This is a genomic window from Rhizobium sp. 2YAF20 (genome assembly GCF_052114685.1).
GTDB lineage: Bacteria > Pseudomonadota > Alphaproteobacteria > Rhizobiales > Rhizobiaceae > Rhizobium.
The window spans coordinates 83,194-104,074 of sequence record NZ_JBFRFF010000007.1 but is presented as its reverse complement, the minus strand read 5'-3'; the positions used below and the strand labels follow the sequence as shown (position 1 = coordinate 104,074).

Genomic DNA, 20,881 nt, shown 5'->3' with positions numbered 1-20,881 from the left:
CACTGTCATGCCAACCAAAAACCCTGTCCTCATCGATTTGAAATTCAACCCGCAGATCATCGCTGATGCTTTGCGCAATGCATTCCCGGATCGCGGAAGCATCAACCTTCTGGACCAGGCAAATAGTGCCACCGATCTTGCTAAGGTCGACTATGCCGTCCTCTGGAACCCTGATCCCGCTCTCTTTTCTCGCGCACCGGACCTCAAGGTGATCTTCTCGGGCGGTGCCGGCGTCGATCACATCATGGATCACCCGGGATTGCCGGACGTCCCCGTGGTTCGCTTCGTCGACCGCAGCCTGACGACGCGAATGAGCGAGTGGATCGTGCTGCAATGCCTGACGCATCTGCGCCAGGTGGAAGCCTATCGAAAGCAGGCGGCACGCGGTATCTGGCGGGATCTTCCCCAGCCCGAGGCAAGCGAAGTCACCGTCGGCGTCATGGGACTTGGCGTTCTCGGCCAGGACGCGGCGGTAAAGCTGAGAGCCATGGGTTTCAACGTCATCGGCTGGTCGCGTCGCCACAAGGTGATCGATGGGATGAAGACCTATGATGGCGACCACATGGATGCTTTCCTCGGCGACACGGACATCCTCGTTGGCTTGCTGCCCCTGACAAAGGAAACGACACGGATTTATGATGCCGCGTTGTTTTCGAAACTTCGCCAAGGCGGAGCGCTCGGCAAGCCCGTCTTCATCAACGCTGGACGCGGCAAGTGTCAGAACCAGGTGGATCTGAGACTTGCACTGGAAACCGGTATCCTCGGCGGAGCCTCGCTCGATGTCTTCGAGGTCGAACCCTTGCCTGCCCGCGATCCACTCTGGACAATAGCCAACGTGGTGATCACGCCGCACACGGCCGCCACCTCCGACGTTGGTGCGCTCTTTCGCTATGTCGAGACGCAGATCGCTGGCTTCGAACGCGGCGAGGCGCTGCAGAACGTTGTAGACCGGGCGACGGGCTACTAGGCGTTGCTTTAAGCGGAACTTTCCTCAGGGCCTACCGTTCTTTCAAGGAGTTTCGGGGCGGGCATTCGCCCGTCTCTGCGAAAAACCTCGAAGGAGGCAAGCATGGCCGGACGTATGGAAACGGACACCCGTTGGGAAAAAGCCGATAACAAGCTGCATCGCGAAGAGGCTGTACCGGCAGTGGAGGCAAAGCAGGGGCGTAGCGGCATGAGGATACTGACGGTTCTTGTCACGGCCTTCGTTCTCGCCTTCATCGTCTGGATTCCGGTCGAAATTTGGGGCAACAACAAAGGTGAACAGGCAGCGCCCAAGCCGCCTGCCCCGAGCCAGATAACCTCGACTGCGCCGAAATCGTCCAACGAGACACCGGCTGAGATCGAAGCGCAGCACCGTTAATCCATCGCAAAGATCAAATATTGAGCAAGCCCCGCCGTCAAAGCGCGGTGGGGCGTTTAATTTTGCATCAATTTTCTTTCGGTGACTGGACTCTTTCCTCACATTTTTTGATAAGAATGGCCGCACGACGGCTCGCTTTTTCATGTAAGCGAGATATGCATTTGTCCGGGACAGGAAGACGGGGCAGCCAGCATGACCAAGACGGATATCGCTACCCGGGTCTACAATCACACCTGGAAGCTAGATCCCATCGTCCGTAGCCTGATAGACACGGATTTTTACAAGCTCTTGATGTTGCAGATGATCTGGAAGCTCTATCCGGATGTCAACGCGACCTTCTCGCTGATCAATCGCACGAAAAGCGTGCGGCTCGCCGAGGAGATCGATGAGAAGGACCTTCGCGAACAGCTAGACCACGCCCGCACGCTTCGCCTTTCCAAGAAGGAAATGATCTGGCTGGCCGGTAACTCGTTTTATGGTCGCGCCCAGATCTTCGAGCCGGAATTCCTGACCTGGCTGTCGAATTTCCAGCTGCCGGAATATGAACTCACGAAGCGGGACGGGCAGTATGTCCTCGACTTCCACGGTTCGTGGAAAGAGACGACCATGTGGGAAATCCCGGCTCTCGCGATCATCAATGAAATGCGCTCCCGCGCGGCAATGAAGGCGCTCGGACCGTTCACCCTCGATGTTCTCTATGCCCGCGCGAAAGCGAAGATGTGGGAAAAGGTGGAGCGGCTTCGCCAGCTTCCTGACCTTAGGATATCGGATTTCGGAACGCGTCGCCGCCACAGCTTCCTGTGGCAACGCTGGTGCGTCGAGGCGCTGAAGGAAGGGGTGGGCAAGGGGTTCACCGGGACGAGCAACGTCCTCTTGGCCATGGATTCAGACCTTGAAGCAGTCGGCACGAATGCTCACGAACTGCCGATGGTTGCCGCGGCACTTGCTGAAACAGACGCCGAGCTGGCAAATGCACCCTACAAGGTCCTTCGGGACTGGAACCGGCTCTACGGCGGCAACCTGCTGATCGTGCTGCCCGATGCTTTCGGGACGGCCGCCTTCCTGCGCGATGCGCCCGAATGGGTTGCCGACTGGACGGGCTTCCGGCCCGATAGTGCTCCGCCGATCGAAGGCGGCGAAAAAATTGTCGACTGGTGGAAGAAGATGGGCCGCGATCCGCGCCAGAAGCTTCTGATCTTCTCGGATGGCCTCGACGTGGAGGCCATCATCCACACCTACAAGCACTTCGAAGGTCGCGTGCGCATGAGCTTCGGCTGGGGCACCAATCTGACCAATGACTTCGCCGGCTGCGCACCGACCGAAATTCGCGGCCTCAACCCGATATCGATCGTTTGCAAGGTGATCGAAGCCAATGGCCGCCCGGCCGTCAAGCTTTCCGACAATCCGCAGAAGGCCACCGGCGAGGCGGCGGAGGTGGAACGCTACCTGAAATTCTTCGGCACTGAGGATCGCGTCGAACAACCGGTTTTTGTTTGATCCTCACATCGCGGTGAAGCCGTTGTCGACGAAGAGATGCGCTCCGTTGACGAAGCTTGATTCGTCGCTGGCGAGATAAAGTGCGGCACGGGCCACGTCTTCCGGCTCTCCGATCCGCCCTTGCTGGGCTGCGATTGCCGCGTCGGAAACATCGACGCCGAGTGCCTGCAGTTCGGCCACTTCCTTGAGGCCGTGCGGCGTGCGGATGAAGCCAGGGCAGACGGCGTTGCAGCGGATGTTGCGATCCCGGAACTCCACCGCGATCGCGCGGGCGAACATGTGAACCGCGCCCTTGGTCGTGTCGTAGAGCACCTCCATCGGCGTCGCCGCCACCGCCGAGATCGAAGAGGTGCAGACGATTGCACCGCCTCCGGCCGACAGCATCTGCGGCAGCACCGCCCGCGTCATCAGGAACATCGATCGCACATTGACCGCATGCAGCCATTCCCAGTCTTGAAGCGTCGTTTCGAGGAACGGCTTGATGACGATCGTGCCGGCGTGATTGAACAGCACGGTCACCGGCCCGAACTGCCGCTCCACCCCGGCAACGGCGGTATTGACCTGCGTTTCGTCGGAGACGTCGGCGACCCAGTGCTCGGCAATTCCGCCCATGCGGCGAATATCGGCAACGGTCTCGGCCGCTGCATCGCCGTTGCGGTCGATGATCGCAACCGCGGCGCCCTCGGCGGCAAACAGCCTCGACGAGGCTCCGCCCATACCCGTCGCCCCGCCTGAAACGATCGCCACCTTGCCCCTCAGCCTGTCACCCATATGCCTGTCCATCCCCGAAATTGATGCGTTGTGAAGTTAGAATAGGCTTTCGGAGTGGCTTGGCAACGATGATCGGCGCTGGGCGCGAAAATGCGTGCTGGTCAGCTAGTATTCCTGATCCCCTTGGCACCGAGGGCTACCGTCGAATGCTCGGCCGCTAGCCTATTCATGCCGGCACCGGAGAGGCTTTGAAGGCGCAATCCCCCAAGTTGGCTGAGAGTTCAAAAGCTTTCCTTGAATGGACGCAGGTCGAGCTCCTGCGTCCAAGCGGATGGATGTTGTCGGTGGATGTGCCAATAGCTGTCGGCGATGGCATCGATGTGAAGCAGGCCGTTCTCGCCGCTCGCAGCGATCGCGCCGGGTCGCGAGGCTCGAAGTCGTTCGCCGTCGATGCCGCCATCGATGATCGTATGGGCCACATGAATGCCAAGCGGCCCCAATTCCCGCGCCATGCTTTGGCTTATCATCCGCAATCCGGCCTTCGCCGCAGCGAATTGGGCAAATCCGGCCTTGCCGCGAAGGCTTGCCGAAGCGCCGGTGAAGATCACCGTACCGCGTCCAAGCGGCGCCAGATGGCGGGCCGCCTCTCGTCCGACCAAAAAGCCGCCAAAGCAGCAGATGCGCCAGAATTCCTCGAATTGTTTGGCGCTGATATCGCGAAAAGCGATGTTGCGGTTGATGCCGGCATTGAAGACGATAAGATCAGGCGGGTCGATGCTGTCCCTGCGCGCAAATGCATTTTCAAATAATCGAACGACGGCATCCTCATTGGTCGCATCCGTCTCAACGGCTTCGGCGTTGCCGCCCGACGCCACGATCGCGCCTGCGACCTTTTCGATCTTGCCCAGTGTTCGGCCGGCGACGACGACGTGATAGCCTTCGGCTGCAAACCGCCGGCTCAGCGCGCCACCGAGGCCCTGCTCGACACCGACGCCGACAATGATTGCGCTTGGTTTGTTCATTTGGCGTCTCCCACATCGGCAATTCAGTTTAGATGACGTTCATCATTTAATTTAGTTGTGTACCTGGCGCAAGAAATTTGAGCGGTCGTGGATAAAAGCAATGAAATCGAAGGGGCGGTTCTTACGAAAATGTAAGGTGAAAACAATAGATGATGACGGTAGACCAGAGCGATGAGAATTGAGGCTTTTATCATCGCTCTCCTTACAAGCGCCATCGTCTGGGTAGCGTCGTTCGATGGTATTCGCGAAATCTACCGGAATGGTCAGCACGCAGGGGTGGTGCCGAATTTGCACCTCAAGCATGAGATCAAAGAGTTTCTGTAATTCTCGCCACCGCAACCCGGCTGGAATTGGGGGACATCTTGAACGGCAGTGTAGAAGGCTTCACCATACATTCTTTCTCGATCGGCGCAGGGCCGATCACGGGTGACCAAGCAGCCTACAGGGCGGCAAAGGAGCACCGAGCGTCCGTCCTTGCAGATCTGGCCAACATTCTGCCGCCGCCTACGCCAATTTACAAAGTTCTGCTTCGGCCCGTGGCGGTGGACGCCATCGTAGCTGCTCTCAACGGACACGAGATGAAAAGGCTGGATCTCATCCAGACTGTGGAACCGATCGGCTACGTCAACTAGCCGCGGTTAACGGCGCTTCGAGCGCCGGCGGATTTCGATTATTTATCAAAGTACTAAGGAATTGAATGGCGGACAGGGTGGGATTCGAACCCACGGTACGCTTTCACGCACACACGCGTTCCAGGCGTGCGCCTTAAACCACTCGGCCACCTGTCCATCTGCACTTCCGCATCCGGTAAAGGAGCAATCGTGGGAACGGCGCGATATATACCGATGAATTTTTGCGGATCAACCCGAATCTAACAGTTTTTTGACTTCTCGGCATAAAACTCTCCCGGCGCGTCGCATTGTACTTCTTTCGCCTCTTACTTATTTAACGTTCAGGTGCAGAATAGTGTGACCGGCCGATCAAAATTGCGGGGCAGGTCAGAGTAGGCTGGAGAGATCGATGCGTTTCCTGTTGCGGTTTGCTAGCCTTGTGTCGCTGGTGGTGGCAACCATTGCCGGAACGATCGACTCCATCCAGTCCGTGGCCGCTTCCGCCGTCGTGATAACCCCTGTCGAAGATGCCTGGCAGGATGTCAGCCCTGCCACCCTGCAGAAGTTGCAGTCGGCAGTCTCCTTCTACATTCACCCCCGGTTCTATACGCAAGGCATAGAATGGGTGCTGTCCCAGCCGACTTTCGCCGTCTTCCTGGCGATCTCGCTGATCCTTTGGATGCTTGCCTATCGCAAGCCACCCGTCGCCGGGCGTTTCAGCGCTTGAGGTCGGTGCTGACGCAATTTGGTTAGAAAAGCTGCAAGTTAACGCTTATATTGACTAAAAATCAGTCCGTTAGGCCCTGTTTTCGGCAAATACCACAAATTTTTACCAACTGAAAAATTTCTCGTGAATTTTTCGTTTGGCCATGCAAGGATGCGCGCTAGCCAGGTCTCGGGGGAGGCCGGCGGTTCCGCAGACATGCCCGGAAAACGGGCTTGCGGGAGGACCCAACAAGATAGCAACAACAGGGCTGCACTCATGAAAAAATCCGTTTTGACCCTTTTCGCCTTGGCTGCAATGTCGGCTTCGGCACTTGCGGCCGATATCAAGCCGGCAATCGTCTACGGCACCGGCGGCAAGTTCGACAAGTCCTTCAACGAGTCAGCCTATAATGGCGCCGAAAAGTTCAAGAAGGAAACCGGTATTGCATACCGCGACTTCGAGCCGACCGGGGACACCCAGGGTGAGCAGGCGCTGCGCAATTTTGCAAGCAAGGGGTTCAATCCGGTGATTGCCGTCTCCTTCGCCTGGACCTCTGCCCTTCAGAAGGTCGCAGCCGAGTTTCCGAAAACCCAGTTCGTTCTGATCGACGATAGCCTCGATCTGCCGAACGTACGCTCCGTCAAATACAAGGAAAATGAAGGCTCGTACGTCGCCGGCATCATGGCGGCCATGGCCTCGAAGTCCGGCAAGATTGGCTTCGTTGGCGGCATGGACATTCCGTTGATCCGCAAGTTCGAATGTGGTTACGAGCAGGGTGCACGGGCTGCAAACCCGAAGATCGAAGTCTTCCAGAACATGACCGGCACGACCGACTCGGCTTGGAACGACCCGGTTCGCGGTGGCGAGCTTGCCAAGAACCAGATCGACCAGGGTGCCGACGTGGTTTACGCGGCTGCCGGCGCCACCGGCCTCGGCGTTCTGCAGACGGCTGCCGACAACAAGAAGCTCTCGGTCGGTGTCGACAGCAACCAGAACTACCTGCACCCCGGCTCGGTTCTGACCTCCGTCGTCAAGCGCGTCGACCTTGCGGTCTATAACGCCTTCTCCGATGCAAAGAACGGCAAGTTCACCCCCGGCACCCAGGAGCTCGGCCTCAAGGAGGACGGCGTCGGCGCCGCCATGGACGACAACAACAAGTCGCTGGTCACGCCTGAAATGAAGGCCGCCGTCGACAAGGCCAAAGCCGACGTCATCTCCGGCGCCGTCAAGGTCCACGACTATACGACTGATAACAGCTGCCCGAAGAGCTGATATGAAGTCTGGGCGTATGGCGAAAAGTCGCCATACGCCCTTTTCATATCCAGAAGTCCCGTTTCTGGAGCCGTGTTGTGAGCCAAGCGCCTGCCATCGAACTCGTGGGTATCGACAAGAAATTCGGTACGGTCCACGCGAATAAAGACATCAATCTGACCGTTGCCAAGGGCACGATCCACGGGATCATCGGCGAGAACGGTGCCGGGAAATCGACACTGATGTCGATCATCTACGGCTTCTACCACGCCGACAGCGGCGAGATCCGCGTCAACGGTACCCCCGTCACCATCCGCGACAGCCAGGCTGCGATCGCCACCGGCATCGGCATGGTGCACCAGCATTTCATGCTGGTCGAAAATTTCACGGTGCTCGAGAACGTCATGCTCGGCGTTGAGGGCGGCGCGCTGCTCGCAAGAGGCGTCGCCTCCGCCCGCACCGAGCTCAAGCGGCTCGAGACGGATTACGGCCTGGAGGTCGATCCGGACGCGATCATCGAGGAACTGCCGGTCGGGCTTCAGCAGCGCGTCGAGATCCTGAAGGCGATGTATCGCGGCGCCGAGATCCTTATCCTCGACGAGCCGACTGGCGTGTTGACGCCGGCTGAGGCGGATCATCTCTTTCGCATTCTTCGCGTCCTGCGCGATCAGGGCAAGACGGTTATCCTCATCACCCACAAGCTGCGCGAGATCATGGCGATCACCGATACCGTGTCGGTCATGCGCCGTGGCGAAATGGTAGCGACCCGCAAGACCTCGGAGACGACGGTCGAGGAACTTGCCGAGCTGATGGTCGGCCGCCGGGTGCTGTTGCGCGTCGAGAAGGGTCCGGCCAACCCGGGCGAGTTCGTGCTCTCGGTCCGCAATCTCACAGTCAAGGACGGTCGCGGCGTCGTCATGGTCGACAATGTCTCATTCGACGTTCGCGCCGGCGAGATCGTCGGCATAGCCGGGGTCGCGGGCAATGGCCAATCGGAACTGCTGGAGGCGCTCGCCGGTATCCGCAAACCGGCATCGGGCGAAATCCTGCTGAACGGCAAGACGATCGACAAGGTCGATCCCGCCCGCCTCAGATCGCTCGGGCTTGCCCACATACCTGAAGATCGCCACCACATGGGACTAGTCCTGAAGTTCGAGGAATACGAGAACTCGGTGCTCGGCTATCACCACGACCCGGCCTACAGCAAAGGTCCTTTCCTCGATCTCGACGCGATGCGCAAGGACGCTGCCGACAAGATCGAGAAATACGACATACGCCCGCCGAATGCGCGGTTGCGAACCGCCAATTTCTCCGGTGGCAATCAACAAAAGATCGTCGTCGCCCGGGAGATCGAGCGCGATCCGAAGATGCTTTTGATCGGTCAGCCGACCCGCGGCGTCGACATCGGCGCCATCGAATTCATTCACCGCCGCATCATCGAGATGCGCGATGCGGGCAAGGCGATCCTGCTGGTTTCGGTTGAGCTCGATGAAATACGCGCGCTGTCCGATCGCATCCTCGTGATGTTCGCCGGCCATGTTGTCGGTGAGAAAACGGCTGAAACCGGTGAACAGACCCTCGGCCTGATGATGGCCGGTATTGCCGCATGAGGCCTCGATGAGCACTGCTTCCGTACCGCTTCCCAATTGGATCACCTATGTACTGATCCCGTTGGTGAACCTAATCCTGGCTTTTGTCGTCTCCGGCTTCGTCGTCTGGCTGATCGGCGAGAACCCGATCGACGCCCTGGTGCTCCTGGCGCAGGGGGCGCTTGGCAATGGCGAAGGCATTGGCTTCACGCTCTACTATGCGACAAGCTTCATCTTCACCGGCCTTTCGGTTGCCGTCGCCGTCCATGCCGGCCTCTTCAATATCGGCTCGGAAGGCCAGGCCTATCTCGGCGGTCTTGGCTGCGCGCTCGTGGCGCTTGCGCTCGATCATTATGTGCCGTGGTATGTGACGATGCCCTTTGCGATCGTTGGTGCCGCGATCTTCGGTGCCGCGTGGGCCTTCATTCCTGCCTGGCTCCAGGCCAAGCGTGGCAGCCATATCGTCATCACCACTATCATGTTCAATTTCATCGGCGCGCCGGTGATGGTCTATCTGCTGGCTCACATCCTGATCGTGCCCGGCAAGATGGCGCCGGAAACGCGGACCTTCCTTGCCGGCGGACAATTGCCGAAGCTCGATTGGCTGATGACGATGTTCGACACCACGATCGGCTCTGCGCCCCTCAACGTGTCGTTCCTGATCGCGCTGGTCATGGCCTTCCTGGTCTGGCTGCTGATCTGGCGTACCAAGCTCGGTTACGAGATGCGCACGCTCGGCCTCAGCCCGACGGCTGCAGTCTATGCCGGCATTCCCTATGCGCGCACCGTCATCATCGCCATGCTGATCTCGGGCGGCCTCGCCGGCATGATGGCGCTCAACCCGGTCATGGGCGCCTCCGCAAGGCTTCAGGTCGAGTTCGTCGGTGGCGCCGGCTACGTCGGCATCGCGGTCGCGTTGATGGGTCGCAACCATCCCTTCGGCATCATCCTCGCCGCGATCCTCTTCGGTGTGCTCTACCAGGGAGGCGATGCCGTCTCCTTCGATATGCCGGAGATCAATCGCAACATGATCCTGATGATCCAGGGGCTCGTCATTCTGTTCGTCGGCGCGCTTGAGTTCATGCTCCGCCCCACCTTCGTGCGCATCTATCAATCGTTCGCCAGGGCGAGGCCGGCATCATGATGTATTACGACACCCTCATCAGCATCCTTGGCTCCACGATCCGCCTGTCGATCCCGCTAATCTTCACAGCACTTGCCGGGCTGTTTTCCGAGCGAGCGGGCGTCTTCGACATCGGCCTCGAAGGCAAGATGTTGGCATCAGCCTTTGCCGCGGCGACAGTCGCCTATCTCACCGGTTCGCCGTGGCTCGGGCTTTTGGCTGCGATCGGCACCTCGGTAGCGTTCAGCGCCTTGCATGGTTTCGCCTCGATCACCAATCGCGGCAACCAGATCATCTCCGGCGTTGCCATCAACTTTCTCGTGGCCGGCCTGACGGTGGTGCTTGGCCAGGCTTGGTTCAGCCAGGGCGGACGCACGCCGCAGCTCGGTGCGGATGCACGCTTCGGTGCGATCGTCCTTCCAGGCGCCGATGCCGTGCGCAGCGTGCCGATCATCGGGCCGCTCTATGCCAACGTCATTTCCGGCAACAATGCGCTGACCTATCTCGCCTTCGTCGCCGTGCCACTCTGCTGGTGGATCCTCTTTCGAACCCGCTTCGGCCTGCGCCTGCGCGCCGTCGGAGAGAACCCGGGCGCTGTTGATACAGCCGGCATCTCGGTAACCTGGCTGCGCTACCGCGCTGTCCTTTGCGCCGGCATTCTCTGCGGCTTCTCCGGCGCCTATCTGTCGACGGCGCAATCGGCAGCCTTCATCGAGAACATGTCGGCCGGCAAGGGGTATATTGCACTGGCGGCGCTGATCTTTGCCAAGTGGAAGCCGGTGCCGGTCATGTTCGCCTGCCTGTTGTTCGGGTTCCTGGACGCTTTCGCCAATTTCATGCAGGGCAAGGCCGTCCCGTTCATCGGCGAAGTTCCGGTGCAGTTCTTCCAGGCGCTACCTTATGTCTTGACCTGCATCCTGCTTGCCGGTTTCATCGGCGTTGCCCATCCGCCAAAGGCCGGAGGCGTGCCCTACACAAAGGAGCGCTGATCCCATGTCGCATGATCTTTTTAAAGCTGCCCGCAATGCGATGGCTTATGCCCACGCGCCCTATTCGAAATTTCCGGTCGGTGCTGCCATCCGCGCCGACGATGGCAAGATCTATTCGGGGGCTAATATCGAGAACCTGTCCTTCCCCCAGGGCTGGTGCGCCGAACCGACGGCCATCAGCTTGATGATCATGGGCGGGGGGAAAAAGATCATCGAGATGGCTGTCATCGCCGAGAAGCTGGCGCTCTGCCCACCCTGCGGCGGCTGCCGCCAGAAGATCGCGGAATTCGCCAGCAAGGACACCAAGATCTATCTCTGTGACGAGGTCGGAGTGAAGAAAACCATGTCGATGGAAGAGATGCTGCCCTTCAGCTTTGCGACCGAGATACTCGGATGACCGTCGCTGTCGACCTACTAAGAGGGAAACTTGGCGGAATGACACCGCGTTACGGCGTCATTCTGGGGTCCGGACTTGGGTCGCTCGTCAGCCAGTTGAAGGACCCAGTCCGTATTGCCTATTCCGATGTACCGGGATTTCCGGTCAGCGCCGTCTCCGGTCACGCAGGCGAACTGGCTGCGGGTTACCTTGGCGGCGTACCCGTGATCATGCTCTCCGGCCGGGTCCATTATTATGAAAAAGGCGATGCCAACGCGATGCGGGTGCCGATTGCGACCCTCGTCGGCCTCGGGATTCCCTCGCTCATTCTGACAAACTCTGCAGGATCGCTGCGCGAGGATATGCCGCCAGGATCGGTAATGGAGATCACCGACCATATCAACTATTCCGGAATGAACCCCTTGATCGGCGAGGAAAGCGACAAGCGCTTCGTCGGCATGACCAGCGCCTATGACAAGGACCTATCAACGCGTATGCGACTGGCTGCGGCAAAGCTCGGCATCGCGCTTTCTCAAGGCGTTTACATGTGGTTCTCTGGACCGAGTTTCGAAACACCGGCCGAAATTCGCATGGCGCGGATCCTCGGCGCGGATGCCGTCGGAATGTCGACGGTCCCTGAAGTTATTCTGGCGCGTCTTTTCGGCCTAAGGGTTGTGGCGGCGTCTGTCATCACTAACTATGGTGCCGGCATGACCGGCAGCGAATTGACGCACGAGGAAACGAAAGACATGGCGCCCGTCGGCGGTGCTCGTCTTGCCGCGATCTTAAAAGAGATGATTGCGGACGGAGGAAATGACAGTGAACAATAACCATTCCATCAGGGAGACGGCGGCGGTCGCCCTGTCTCTTCTCGATCTTACCAATCTCAAAGATGATTGCACCGAGGCGCAGATCGTTACGCTCTGCGCTCGCGCGCAGACGCCGTTTGGCAATAGCGCCGCCATCTGCATCTGGCCGCGTTTTGTGGCGCAAGCCCGCGGCCTCCTTGGCCCGGAGCATTCGGTCAGGATTGCAACGGTGGTGAATTTCCCGGCAGGCGGCATGGAAATTGCCGATGTCGCAGCGGAAACGCGCGAGGCGATTGCCGATGGCGCCGATGAAATCGATCTGGTGATCCCCTACCGCGCGCTGCTGGCGGGCGACGAGCAAGCCGTCACCGACATGGTGAGGGCCGTGCGCGCCGAATGCGTATCGCCGACGCTCTTGAAGGTCATCCTCGAAACGGGCGAATTGAAGGATGCAGTACTGATCCAGCGGGCCTCCGAGCTTGCGATCGATGCCGGTGCGGATTTCATCAAGACCTCGACAGGCAAGGTTGCTGTCAACGCGACGCTTGAAACAGCCGATATCATGCTGCGGGCGATCCGGCACAGCGGCCGCAAGGTCGGTTTCAAACCGGCGGGAGGCATAGGCTCTGTCAACGAAGCGGCACTCTATCTCAGCCTTGCCGAGACGATCATGACGCCAGACTGGGCGATGCCGTCGACCTTTCGTTTCGGCGCGTCAGGCCTGCTCGACGACATTCTCACCGTTTTGAGCGGCGGGGAGTCCGCCACGCTTGCAGCCGGCTATTGAACGATGATCCCGCAGGAGATCATCAAGCGGAAGCGCGACGGCGGCACCCTTTCGCATGCCGATATCGACGGTTTTGTTGACGCCCTTGCCAGGAATGAGCTTGCCGAAAGCCAGATCGGCGCCTTTGCCATGGCGGTCTGGTTCCGCGGCATGTCGCGCGAGGAAACGGTTGCGCTGACGCTTGCGATGGCCCGTTCCGGCGATATGCTGTCCTGGTCCGGCATCGGTCGGCCTGTCGCTGACAAGCACTCGACGGGCGGTATCGGCGACAACGTCTCGCTGATGCTGGCGCCCATCGCCGCAGCCTGCGGGCTTGCGGTGCCGATGATCTCGGGACGTGGCCTCGGTCACACCGGCGGCACGCTCGACAAGCTGGAATCGATCCCCGGCTATAACATCACACCCGACGCCGCTCGCTTCCGAATGGTCGTCGAAGAGGTCGGCTGCGCCATCATCGGCCAGACCGGCTCGCTGGCCCCGGCCGACGGCCGGCTCTATGCGGTGCGCGATGTAACCGCTACCGTGGACTCCGTGCCGCTGATCACGGCGTCCATTTTGTCGAAGAAGCTCGCAGCTGGCCTTGAAACACTGGTCCTAGACGTGAAAGTCGGCAACGGCGCTTTCATGACGAGCCACGAGGAGGCGGAGACGCTGGCCCGCTCCTTGGTGGAGGTTGCCAACGGTGCCGGCGTCAAAACATCCGCATTGATCACCGACATGAACCAGCCTCTCGCCGACGCCGCCGGCAACGTCGTCGAACTGTGCCATTGCCTGGATTTTCTGTCGGGCAGGAAATCGGGGACACGGATTGAAGAAGTGGTGTTCGCCTTTGCGGCGGACATGCTTCTTGGTGCGGGGCTCGCGGCGTCGCCCTCCGAAGGCGAGGCCATGGCGCGCCGGGCGCTAGAATCGGGAAAGGCGGCGGAAGTCTTCGGCCGAATGGTCCACGCGCTTGGTGGCCCGGCGGATATTCTCGAACATCCCGACAGGCATCTGCGATCTGCGCCGGTTCAGCGCCCAGTTCTCGCCGTCGCGGATGGCTGGCTTGCAACATGCGACGCGCGCGCCATCGGCATGAGCGTCATCGACCTTGGTGGCGGCCGGCGGCGCCCGCAGGATGGCATCGACCATCGCGTTGGCTTCAGCGATTTCGTGACGCTCGGAACCGAGGTGCGCAAGGGCGATCGGATAGCGACGGTGCACGCGGCCGATGAGACGTCCGCCGATAAGGCCGCGGCCGATCTCGCCGCCAACTACCGCATCGCCGACGTCAGGCCTGAGCAGTCCCCGATCATCGTCCACCGACTATGAAAATGTCTCGCTATTGCCTGAGATGCAGCGATCCGTCCGCGACACTGTAGGAGGCGAGCCGCTTCAAGAAACTGACGCCGATCAGCGTCGAGCTCAGTGACGCGTCCCTCATCACCATGGCATCCACATCGCGAACACGGATCGAGCCGATCTCGATCCTGTCGAGCCTGACGAGTGCCGCTTTGGTTGTGCCGTTGGCTGTATTGACCGGGTTGCGGAAGTCAAGATCGGCTGCTCCAAAGCCGAGGCTGCGCGCCGTCGTCTCGTTGATCGCGACCAAGGTCGCACCGGTGTCGATCACACCCGAGATCGGCCTGCCGTTGATCCTGAAATCCGCGGTGTAGTGGCCCTGCCTGTCGGCCGGCAGCCGGACATTGCCATGCTGATCAATTTCAACTGGCTGCTGTTGCGGCAACGCAACATTCAAAGCGGCTGTCTCGGTGCCCAATCCGGGCGCGTCCTTCTCAAAGAAGGATGGCACCTGGGTGGCAATGACGGCAATGACACCGGCAAAAACAAGAACGCGCATGAGCATCAACAAGAATCCTTCCTGTACGAACCTCCACTTCATGCGGGGCGTGATGATGCCCTTATCCTTAGTCTCCGTTTACTGACAAGTTGCTAATGGCATCATCGAAAAGAGCCCGGAATCTTAATTTCCGGGGCCGCCAAAATCAGGCGTCAACTGACGAGGAGTCACTTCGTCCCGTACATGCGGTCGCCGGCATCACCGAGACCGGGAACGATATAGCCCTTCTCGTTGAGGTGACTATCGATCGATGCGGTGTAGACCGGCACGTCGGGATGAGCGGCGCGAAAATTCGCAAGACCTTCAGGTGCCGCCAGCAGGCAGAGGAAGCGGATGTTGTGTGCGCCGCGCTCCTTCAGCTTGTCGATCGCCGCAATCGAGGAATTGCCGGTAGCGAGCATCGGATCGACGACAATGATCAGCCTTTCGGCAATATCTTCCGGCGCCTTGAAGTAATATTCGACCGGCTGCAGCGTCTCGTGGTCGCGATAGACGCCGATATGGGACACGCGGGCGGAGGGAACGAGGTCGAGCATGCCCTCTAGCAGGCCATTGCCGGCGCGAAGAATGGAAGCGAAGACCAGCTTCTTTCCCTCGAGGATCGGCGATTCCATCGTCTGCAACGGTGTCTCGATCGTTTCCATGGTAAGCTCGAGGTCACGCGTGACCTCGTAGCAGAGCAAGGTCGATATCTCCCGCAACAAACGGCGGAAGCTTCCCGTCGACGTATCCTTGCGCCGCATGATGGTGAGCTTGTGCTGCACAAGCGGATGATCGATGACAGTGACGCCGTCCATGGTTTCAGCCTTCCGACAATTTCCTCGTATCAGACGTTTCTTTCACGGAAATCGATCCGCCCGCAAGAGAAGAGGCCAAATTCCCGAGACGTCATCCCCAGTCTCCGGGTCTATCAACCGCCTATATCTTTGCCAGCAGCGTCTTCCGCGTCGCTTCGTCGACGAATGCCGCCTCGATCGCCGTCCGGGTCATGGCGTTGATCTCGTCATCGCTGAAGCCGAAGGCGGCCGAGGCCAGATCATATTCGCGTTTCAGCGAGGTGTGGAAAAACGGCGGATCGTCAGAGTTGATAGTGACACGAACGCCTGCGTCCCTCAGCGCCCGCAGCGGATGCGAGGCAAAATCCGCAAAGACGCTGAGCGCAATATTCGATCCCGGGCAAACCTCGAGCACCGTGCCGAGATCGGCAAGCCGCTTTACCAGTTCCATATCCTCGATGGCGCGCACGCCATGGCCGATGCGCGAGGGCTTCACCAGATCGATCGCGTCGGCAACGCTGAAAGCACCGCAGATTTCACCGGCGTGGATGGTGATGCCGAGACCTGCCTCCCGCGCGATATCGAATGCCCGCGCATAATCGGCGACACGTCCCATGCGCTCCTCGCCTGCCATGTTGAAGCCGGTAATGAGCGGATTGTCGCTCTTGGCGGCATATTCGGCGGCCTTGACGACGCGCTCGGGACCGAAATGCCGCTCGCCGGTCACAAGCAGGCGCGCCTCGATGCCCGACTTAGCCTTCGCCGCGCGGATACCGGCACAGACGCCGGCAATGTAGGCGTCGGCGCCGAGCCCGATGCGCTCGCCGTGGTCAGGCGAAACGATGAGCTCGCTGTAGATCGTTCCGATCCCTGCCAATTCATCGAGATAGGCCTCGGTCAGAAGCGCATAGTCTTCTTCCGTCCGATAGACTTCCGACACCTTGTCGTAGGCGACCAGAAATTCGGCGAAATTGTCCCAGAGGTAGATCCCGTCTCGCATGAAGCTGCTGGTATCGACGTCATATTTCTGCGCCTGACTTTGCGTCAGCGATGGCGGAGCAGCACCTTCCAGGTGGCAATGCAGCTCCACCTTCCTCAAATGCGATGTCACAGAAAACTCCTTCCATGCTGCCCGGCTGCGATGCCGAGATGGTATGCGATTGTTTCGCCGATATCGGCATAAGTAGACCGGATGCCGATCGAGCGGGATCGAAGACCCGGCCCATAAGCGATGATCGGGACCCGCTCGCGGGTGTGGTCGGTTCCCCGCCAGGTCGGATCGCAGCCATGGTCGGCTGTCATGACGACGAGGTCGCCCGGTTTCAGCTTGCGGTAGATTTCGGGCAGCCTGGCATCGAAAGTCTCCAACGCCGCGGCATAACCAGGCACATTGCGCCGATGGCCGTAGAGCATGTCGAAATCGACAAAATTGGTGAAGACGAGATCGCCGTCGGCAGCAGCCTCTATGGCCCGGAGCGTCGCATCCATGAGTGCCATATTGCCGTTGGCCTTGGTGACCGTGGACACGCCCTGGTGGGCGAAAATGTCACCGATCTTGCCGACGGCATGCACGGTCCGGCCCGCAGCGACCAGTCGGTCCAGCAAAGTCGGTTCCGGCGGCGGAACCGAGAAATCCCTGCGATTTCCTGTGCGCTCGAACGTGGCCCGGGTTTCGCCCAGGAAAGGTCGCGCGATAACTCGCCCGATATTGTACGGATCGAGAAGCGAGCGGGCGATCTGGCTGAGATGCATCAGCCTCTCCAGCCCGAAATGCCGCTCATGCGCCGCGATCTGGAACACGGAATCCGACGAGGTATAGCAGATCGGCCTGCCGCTTCGGATGTGTTCCTCGCCATATTTGTCGATGATGTCGGTTCCCGAGGCGTGGCAGTTGCCAAGGATGCCGGGCAGGTCGGCCGCCCGGCAGAGTGTCTCGATCAGCTCTGGGGGAAAAGCGTCGCCTTCGGTTGGAAAATATCCCCAGTCGAACAGCACGGGCGTGCCGGCGATTTCCCAGTGCCCGGAGGGCGTATCCTTGCCTCGGGATATCTCATTGGCGCAACCATAGAGCCCGTAGATGCGCTCCGGCATCGGCATACCGGCCGGATAGTTGCCGGTGGCGGTCTTGGCGATCTTGAGCAGCCCGAGCGCCGACATGTTCGGAAGCATCAGCGGCCCGGACCGCAAGCCCGCCCGATCCGCAGCGCCTGTGGCACAAAATTCAGCGATATGACCAAGAGTATCGGCACCCTCGTCGCCATAGGCCGCAGCGTCGGGTCCACCACCGATCCCGAAAGAATCCAGAACAAAAAGGAAGGCTCGCGCCATTGTCCACCCGAAGTGATTTCCATGCCGTGCAACGCGGCTCTTCGCCTGCCGCCGCATTGACCGTCACCCATATAACGGGGGCGGCGGCTTGGCAATTTTCATCTTCGGGTGTTGGGGCGGTAGGTCAGCAATCGGTGCAGGGAATGGATGTTCCCTGGCGCTGACGATAGAAATATTGCCGTTGGATGGTGATCACATTCGTCCCGTTCGGTAGGAAGCCCGATCCGTAGGTGGGGAGCGTATAGGGAATGCTGAGCTCGGTGCGGACCAGAAACGAGCTTGCAGTGGTAAGGTTTGTGGGAACGGTCGCTGCACTGCCGACGGTGTAAGGCTTGCTGCCGTCCTGAGCCCAGGACCATGTGACCGTCGGATTGCTGGCAGCGTCGATCGTAATGCCTGTGATCTTCAAGGACAGGCCGGTGACGCCGAACGGCGAGAATGTTGCCGCGGCCACGGGCGGCATTGTGGCAAGGAAGGCCTTGTTGATACTCGGGGTCTGTTGCGTCACGATGTCTGCGATCGCGCCGGCCGATCGGCTGGCGCGCTTGGCAAAACTGAGGGCAATGGTTGTTTCCGCCGCTCCAACGTACAACAGCAGCAGAACCGGGACGATTATCGCAAACTCTATTGCTCCCACCCCGCGCCGGTCGTGTGAAAAGCGACGGAGCAACGCTCCAAGCCTGCCCCTGCGCAGATTTCTTATCAGCGTGCTCAAGGTGCCAGATGATGCGTTCCGATCGTCCAAGGGCGCTCTCAAGGGTATTTCTCGTTCTGGAACGCAGCAGTTGCGACGATGAGGAAGTCGGTCGGTACCGAACCGGTGGTGCGGATTGTGGTTAGGAAAGGCCGAACGATATCGGCCGTGATCTGCCAGCGGTAATAGGCACGCAGCATGTTGATCGTACTCGGGCCGCCGGGCGCGTATTTGAAGCCGGTAGGGTCGATGTCGGAATACTGCGCTGTGGTTGCGTAGGGGATCGTGGTCGGAATAGCGCCGAACGAAGAGTAGGTCTCCACGTCGAGATACAGTTTGGATGGCGTGGCGATTTCGGCAGCGGAACAGCTGATCAGGATTGAAACCTCGTTGCAGAACGCTTGGCGAAACTGCGCGACGGTCATGTCGGTTGTACGGCTCATGTTGTAAGTGATCTGTCCGGTGCGCAGCTGGCGCGACAGGGTGTCGACGGCATTGGTCACCAACTGTTCGGCCGTGAAGGCGACGAATGTCTCGAAAATTGCAAAGATGATCATGAAGTAGGGAACAGCGAGCAACGCAAACTCGATCGCGGTTGCCCCGTCCCTGGACCGCACCAAACCATACAGTCTGCCCAACAATCCAGGCTGCCGCGTCTCTGCGATTTTGCCTGCCTTTGGGTCATCTGCGTTCATACTGGTACCCGAACCTATCTTCATTCGGCACAAGTTTAACGGAGTTCTGTTGATATTCCGTTTCTCCGTTTCCCGGTAGTTTAAGGATATTTCCGCTCTCACGGCGCCGCGGCTGCCGTGCCCTGTTGTGCATGGACCTCGCAGTTCGGTGTGCAGGAGAGGACGGAGCGATCGGTCTGCCGGTAGACGCGAACGGTATTGCCCTCGTCAATCGATACCAGAATGCGTTCGTCGACGATCGCGTTGCCGTCGGCATCCAAAAGGACGATGTTCGTCGTTCCGAAGTTGCGGCCGGTGAGCACGATCGTCTTTGGATCGGCAACGGTCACGTCAGCGACCTGCGCGTTGCCGACAATGACCTTGCTGACGGCGCGATCGAGCTTGAGGATGCGCGCGTGGTCCATATAGACCCGCAGCATCTCGTCCTGCGCCTGCGCGAATTGCGGCAAAAGGCCGGTCACCGCGAACGAGCAGGCGAGAAAGGCGGTTTTGCCGCGAGTTGACATGGGCGGGCCTCTTAGCGGCGGTTTGCTGGGCGATTACACCGTACAATGAAAAAGAATAGTGAATGAACCGTTAAGGAGCCGTTCACCTGTATAAATCCAGGGCAATGAACAGCGCATGAGTATTCAATTTGGGATTCACCAAAATTCCGCGTGCTGTTTTGATGCATTTTGCTGAACTATGGTGTGTATCATACCTCGTATATTGCAACGTCGATGTATTATTCAATTAAAGTTGCAGATATGCCTGTAGCACAGCGTTAACTAAGCTCTTTGGCTTTTGGCATTGTCAAATCGTTAACTCATTTCTTTAAGTTGATTGAAACGGGCATTCGGTAACTTCCGCTCATCCGAACAACGGCAAACAGTTGGCGGACGTGCTGACAACAATGTGGAGTAGGAATAACATGACCAAGCTTTTCACACGCTTCCTCAAGGACGAATCCGGTGCGACCGCAATCGAATACGGCCTGATCGCTGCTCTGATTTCCGTTGCGCTGATCACCGGTGCCACTGCTATCGGCGGCGCTCTGAACACGACCTTCTCGAATATCGCAACGAAGATGAATACGGCTGCCAAAGCCTACTAAGCGCACCGGTCGTCTATCTGAATATTAGGAAAACCGCTCGAGATCACGAGCGGTTTTCAACAATTCTGTCGGGTAGGATACGCCGATGATCACCGCCGCGATTTTCCTGATCTTTCCGTTGTGCCTTACGATCGCGGCTCTCTCCGATCTCTTTACGATGACCATTCCCAACAGGGCATCCGTCATCCTGATCGGCGGATTCCTTATTATAGCGCCGTTCATAGGCCTATCGTTTCCCGAAATCGGCATGCATCTCGGTGGCGCGGCAATCGTATTCTCAGTATGTTTCGCGCTCTTTGCCCTGAACATTATGGGTGGCGGAGACGCCAAGTTGCTGAGCGCCGCGGCCCTCTGGTTCGGCTTCAATACATCTTTGCTGGAGTTCGTGATCTACGTCAGCTTCATGGGCGGGCTCATTACCGTCTTGATCGTATCACTACGCGCGCGCGTTGATCTCATAACCGCCGTTGGCCTTCGCGTACCTGGCTCGCTTCTGGTCGCCAAGAAAATCCCCTATGGGCTTGCGATCGGCATTGGCGGCTTCATGGCCTATCCCTCGTCCCCGTTGATGGAAGCAGCCCTTGCCCATCTCAATTGAAGACGGAAGACCGAAAGCCAGAA

24 protein-coding genes and 1 tRNA gene are annotated in these 20,881 nt (G+C 59.2%); 15 read left to right on the top strand and 10 right to left on the bottom strand.

What is annotated here, in order from left to right; genetic code table 11:
- The first annotated feature begins 7 nt into the window (after window positions 1-7).
- The 3 genes from AB4Z52_RS12295 to pncB all read left to right on the top strand — a co-directional run bounded on the left by AB4Z52_RS12295 (window position 8) and on the right by pncB (window position 2,860).
- Window positions 8-967 carry a 2-hydroxyacid dehydrogenase gene (locus AB4Z52_RS12295; RefSeq protein ID WP_442218195.1) on the top strand — a complete coding sequence of 320 codons (960 nt, stop codon included), beginning with the start codon at window positions 8-10 and terminating at the stop codon, window positions 965-967.
- Between the two features lie 102 nt (window positions 968-1,069).
- A complete protein-coding gene (locus AB4Z52_RS12290; RefSeq protein WP_442218194.1) occupies window positions 1,070-1,363 on the top strand; it encodes a hypothetical protein in 294 nt (97 codons plus the stop codon).
- Between the two features lie 192 nt (window positions 1,364-1,555).
- On the top strand, window positions 1,556-2,860 hold the full coding sequence (gene pncB, locus AB4Z52_RS12285) for a nicotinate phosphoribosyltransferase (protein ID WP_442218193.1): 1,305 nt from the start codon (window positions 1,556-1,558) through the stop codon (window positions 2,858-2,860).
- A 3-nt stretch (window positions 2,861-2,863) separates the two neighbouring features.
- Here pncB and AB4Z52_RS12280 read toward each other — a convergent pair whose 3' ends face one another.
- Window positions 2,864-3,631, bottom strand: coding sequence for an SDR family NAD(P)-dependent oxidoreductase (locus AB4Z52_RS12280; RefSeq protein ID WP_442218192.1), 768 nt, complete (start codon window positions 3,629-3,631; stop codon window positions 2,864-2,866).
- 221 nt (window positions 3,632-3,852) lie between these two features.
- A complete protein-coding gene (locus tag AB4Z52_RS12275) occupies window positions 3,853-4,593 on the bottom strand; it encodes an SDR family NAD(P)-dependent oxidoreductase (RefSeq protein ID WP_442218191.1) in 741 nt (246 codons plus the stop codon).
- A 362-nt stretch (window positions 4,594-4,955) separates the two neighbouring features.
- Here AB4Z52_RS12275 and AB4Z52_RS12270 point away from each other — a divergent pair, with 362 nt between their 5' ends.
- Window positions 4,956-5,225 carry a hypothetical protein gene (locus tag AB4Z52_RS12270; protein ID WP_442218190.1) on the top strand — a complete coding sequence of 90 codons (270 nt, stop codon included), beginning with the start codon at window positions 4,956-4,958 and terminating at the stop codon, window positions 5,223-5,225.
- Window positions 5,226-5,291: 66 nt separating this feature from the next.
- Here AB4Z52_RS12270 and AB4Z52_RS12265 read toward each other — a convergent pair.
- Window positions 5,292-5,381 (bottom strand) — tRNA-Ser (locus tag AB4Z52_RS12265).
- A 232-nt stretch (window positions 5,382-5,613) separates the two neighbouring features.
- On the opposite strand from AB4Z52_RS12265, the gene AB4Z52_RS12260 reads away from it, so the two are divergent.
- From AB4Z52_RS12260 to deoA, 9 genes are all read left to right on the top strand, one after another.
- Window positions 5,614-5,931: a hypothetical protein gene (locus AB4Z52_RS12260; protein ID WP_442218189.1), complete on the top strand. Its 318-nt coding sequence runs from the start codon at window positions 5,614-5,616 to the stop codon at window positions 5,929-5,931.
- A gap of 255 nt (window positions 5,932-6,186) precedes the next feature.
- Window positions 6,187-7,182, top strand: a complete 996-nt coding sequence (locus tag AB4Z52_RS12255; protein WP_442218188.1) for a BMP family lipoprotein — start codon at window positions 6,187-6,189, stop codon at window positions 7,180-7,182.
- A gap of 77 nt (window positions 7,183-7,259) precedes the next feature.
- On the top strand, window positions 7,260-8,771 hold the full coding sequence (locus tag AB4Z52_RS12250; protein ID WP_442218187.1) for an ABC transporter ATP-binding protein: 1,512 nt from the start codon (window positions 7,260-7,262) through the stop codon (window positions 8,769-8,771).
- A gap of 7 nt (window positions 8,772-8,778) precedes the next feature.
- Window positions 8,779-9,894, top strand: a complete 1,116-nt coding sequence (locus tag AB4Z52_RS12245) for an ABC transporter permease (RefSeq protein WP_442218186.1) — start codon at window positions 8,779-8,781, stop codon at window positions 9,892-9,894.
- A complete protein-coding gene (locus AB4Z52_RS12240; protein ID WP_442218185.1) occupies window positions 9,891-10,862 on the top strand; it encodes an ABC transporter permease in 972 nt (323 codons plus the stop codon). The genes AB4Z52_RS12245 and AB4Z52_RS12240 overlap by 4 nt, the downstream gene beginning before the upstream one ends.
- 4 nt (window positions 10,863-10,866) lie before the next feature.
- A complete protein-coding gene (locus AB4Z52_RS12235; RefSeq protein ID WP_442218184.1) occupies window positions 10,867-11,259 on the top strand; it encodes a cytidine deaminase in 393 nt (130 codons plus the stop codon).
- Window positions 11,256-12,068, top strand: a complete 813-nt coding sequence (locus AB4Z52_RS12230) for a purine-nucleoside phosphorylase (protein ID WP_442218183.1) — start codon at window positions 11,256-11,258, stop codon at window positions 12,066-12,068. The genes AB4Z52_RS12235 and AB4Z52_RS12230 overlap by 4 nt, the downstream gene beginning before the upstream one ends.
- Entirely contained in the window at window positions 12,058-12,834 is a 777-nt protein-coding gene (deoC, locus tag AB4Z52_RS12225) for a deoxyribose-phosphate aldolase (RefSeq protein ID WP_442218182.1), read from the top strand. The genes AB4Z52_RS12230 and deoC overlap by 11 nt, the downstream gene beginning before the upstream one ends.
- Before the next feature lie 3 nt (window positions 12,835-12,837).
- Window positions 12,838-14,145 (top strand): thymidine phosphorylase, encoded by a 1,308-nt coding sequence (deoA, locus tag AB4Z52_RS12220; RefSeq protein WP_442218181.1) that lies wholly within the window; start codon window positions 12,838-12,840, stop codon window positions 14,143-14,145.
- A 10-nt stretch (window positions 14,146-14,155) separates the two neighbouring features.
- Here deoA and AB4Z52_RS12215 read toward each other — a convergent pair whose 3' ends face one another.
- The 7 genes from AB4Z52_RS12215 to AB4Z52_RS12185 all read right to left on the bottom strand — a co-directional run bounded on the left by AB4Z52_RS12215 (window position 14,156) and on the right by AB4Z52_RS12185 (window position 19,673).
- Entirely contained in the window at window positions 14,156-14,680 is a 525-nt protein-coding gene (locus AB4Z52_RS12215) for a TIGR02281 family clan AA aspartic protease (protein ID WP_442218180.1), read from the bottom strand.
- A gap of 161 nt (window positions 14,681-14,841) precedes the next feature.
- Window positions 14,842-15,471 carry a uracil phosphoribosyltransferase gene (gene upp, locus AB4Z52_RS12210; protein ID WP_111158971.1) on the bottom strand — a complete coding sequence of 210 codons (630 nt, stop codon included), beginning with the start codon at window positions 15,469-15,471 and terminating at the stop codon, window positions 14,842-14,844.
- A 121-nt stretch (window positions 15,472-15,592) separates the two neighbouring features.
- Window positions 15,593-16,561 (bottom strand): adenosine deaminase, encoded by a 969-nt coding sequence (locus tag AB4Z52_RS12205; protein WP_442218179.1) that lies wholly within the window; start codon window positions 16,559-16,561, stop codon window positions 15,593-15,595.
- On the bottom strand, window positions 16,558-17,778 hold the full coding sequence (locus AB4Z52_RS12200; RefSeq protein ID WP_442218178.1) for a phosphopentomutase: 1,221 nt from the start codon (window positions 17,776-17,778) through the stop codon (window positions 16,558-16,560). The genes AB4Z52_RS12205 and AB4Z52_RS12200 overlap by 4 nt, the downstream gene beginning before the upstream one ends.
- Before the next feature lie 124 nt (window positions 17,779-17,902).
- Window positions 17,903-18,484: a TadE/TadG family type IV pilus assembly protein gene (locus AB4Z52_RS12195; protein WP_442218286.1), complete on the bottom strand. Its 582-nt coding sequence runs from the start codon at window positions 18,482-18,484 to the stop codon at window positions 17,903-17,905.
- Window positions 18,485-18,531: 47 nt separating this feature from the next.
- A complete protein-coding gene (locus AB4Z52_RS12190; protein WP_442218177.1) occupies window positions 18,532-19,167 on the bottom strand; it encodes a TadE/TadG family type IV pilus assembly protein in 636 nt (211 codons plus the stop codon).
- Window positions 19,168-19,265: 98 nt separating this feature from the next.
- Window positions 19,266-19,673, bottom strand: a complete 408-nt coding sequence (locus AB4Z52_RS12185) for a pilus assembly protein N-terminal domain-containing protein (RefSeq protein ID WP_442218176.1) — start codon at window positions 19,671-19,673, stop codon at window positions 19,266-19,268.
- Between the two features lie 404 nt (window positions 19,674-20,077).
- Between AB4Z52_RS12185 and AB4Z52_RS12180 the strand changes: the two genes are divergently transcribed.
- Both AB4Z52_RS12180 and AB4Z52_RS12175 read left to right on the top strand, forming a co-directional pair.
- The gene (locus AB4Z52_RS12180; RefSeq protein ID WP_442218175.1) at window positions 20,078-20,260 is read left to right on the top strand and encodes a Flp family type IVb pilin; all 183 of its coding nucleotides are present in this window, start codon (window positions 20,078-20,080) and stop codon (window positions 20,258-20,260) included.
- 85 nt (window positions 20,261-20,345) lie between these two features.
- A complete protein-coding gene (locus tag AB4Z52_RS12175) occupies window positions 20,346-20,858 on the top strand; it encodes an A24 family peptidase (protein ID WP_442218174.1) in 513 nt (170 codons plus the stop codon).
- Window positions 20,859-20,881: the final 23 nt, after the last annotated feature.

Bases quoted from the DNA above. Each gene is read 5' to 3' on its own strand.
- AB4Z52_RS12295 (WP_442218195.1), top strand. From the start codon at position 8: ATGCCAACCAAAAACCCTGTCCTCATCGATTTGAAATTCAACCCGCAG.
- AB4Z52_RS12290 (WP_442218194.1), top strand. From the start codon at position 1,070: ATGGCCGGACGTATGGAAACGGACACCCGTTGGGAAAAAGCCGATAAC.
- pncB (WP_442218193.1), top strand. From the start codon at position 1,556: ATGACCAAGACGGATATCGCTACCCGGGTCTACAATCACACCTGGAAG.
- AB4Z52_RS12280 (WP_442218192.1), bottom strand. From the start codon at position 3,631: ATGGGTGACAGGCTGAGGGGCAAGGTGGCGATCGTTTCAGGCGGGGCG.
- AB4Z52_RS12275 (WP_442218191.1), bottom strand. From the start codon at position 4,593: ATGAACAAACCAAGCGCAATCATTGTCGGCGTCGGTGTCGAGCAGGGC.
- AB4Z52_RS12260 (WP_442218189.1), top strand. From the start codon at position 5,614: ATGCGTTTCCTGTTGCGGTTTGCTAGCCTTGTGTCGCTGGTGGTGGCA.
- AB4Z52_RS12255 (WP_442218188.1), top strand. From the start codon at position 6,187: ATGAAAAAATCCGTTTTGACCCTTTTCGCCTTGGCTGCAATGTCGGCT.
- AB4Z52_RS12245 (WP_442218186.1), top strand. From the start codon at position 8,779: ATGAGCACTGCTTCCGTACCGCTTCCCAATTGGATCACCTATGTACTG.
- AB4Z52_RS12240 (WP_442218185.1), top strand. From the start codon at position 9,891: ATGATGTATTACGACACCCTCATCAGCATCCTTGGCTCCACGATCCGC.
- AB4Z52_RS12235 (WP_442218184.1), top strand. From the start codon at position 10,867: ATGTCGCATGATCTTTTTAAAGCTGCCCGCAATGCGATGGCTTATGCC.
- AB4Z52_RS12230 (WP_442218183.1), top strand. From the start codon at position 11,256: ATGACCGTCGCTGTCGACCTACTAAGAGGGAAACTTGGCGGAATGACA.
- deoA (WP_442218181.1), top strand. From the start codon at position 12,838: ATGATCCCGCAGGAGATCATCAAGCGGAAGCGCGACGGCGGCACCCTT.
- AB4Z52_RS12215 (WP_442218180.1), bottom strand. From the start codon at position 14,680: ATGCTCATGCGCGTTCTTGTTTTTGCCGGTGTCATTGCCGTCATTGCC.
- upp (WP_111158971.1), bottom strand. From the start codon at position 15,471: ATGGACGGCGTCACTGTCATCGATCATCCGCTTGTGCAGCACAAGCTC.
- AB4Z52_RS12200 (WP_442218178.1), bottom strand. From the start codon at position 17,778: ATGGCGCGAGCCTTCCTTTTTGTTCTGGATTCTTTCGGGATCGGTGGT.
- AB4Z52_RS12190 (WP_442218177.1), bottom strand. From the start codon at position 19,167: ATGAACGCAGATGACCCAAAGGCAGGCAAAATCGCAGAGACGCGGCAG.
- AB4Z52_RS12185 (WP_442218176.1), bottom strand. From the start codon at position 19,673: ATGTCAACTCGCGGCAAAACCGCCTTTCTCGCCTGCTCGTTCGCGGTG.
- AB4Z52_RS12180 (WP_442218175.1), top strand. From the start codon at position 20,078: ATGACCAAGCTTTTCACACGCTTCCTCAAGGACGAATCCGGTGCGACC.
- AB4Z52_RS12175 (WP_442218174.1), top strand. From the start codon at position 20,346: ATGATCACCGCCGCGATTTTCCTGATCTTTCCGTTGTGCCTTACGATC.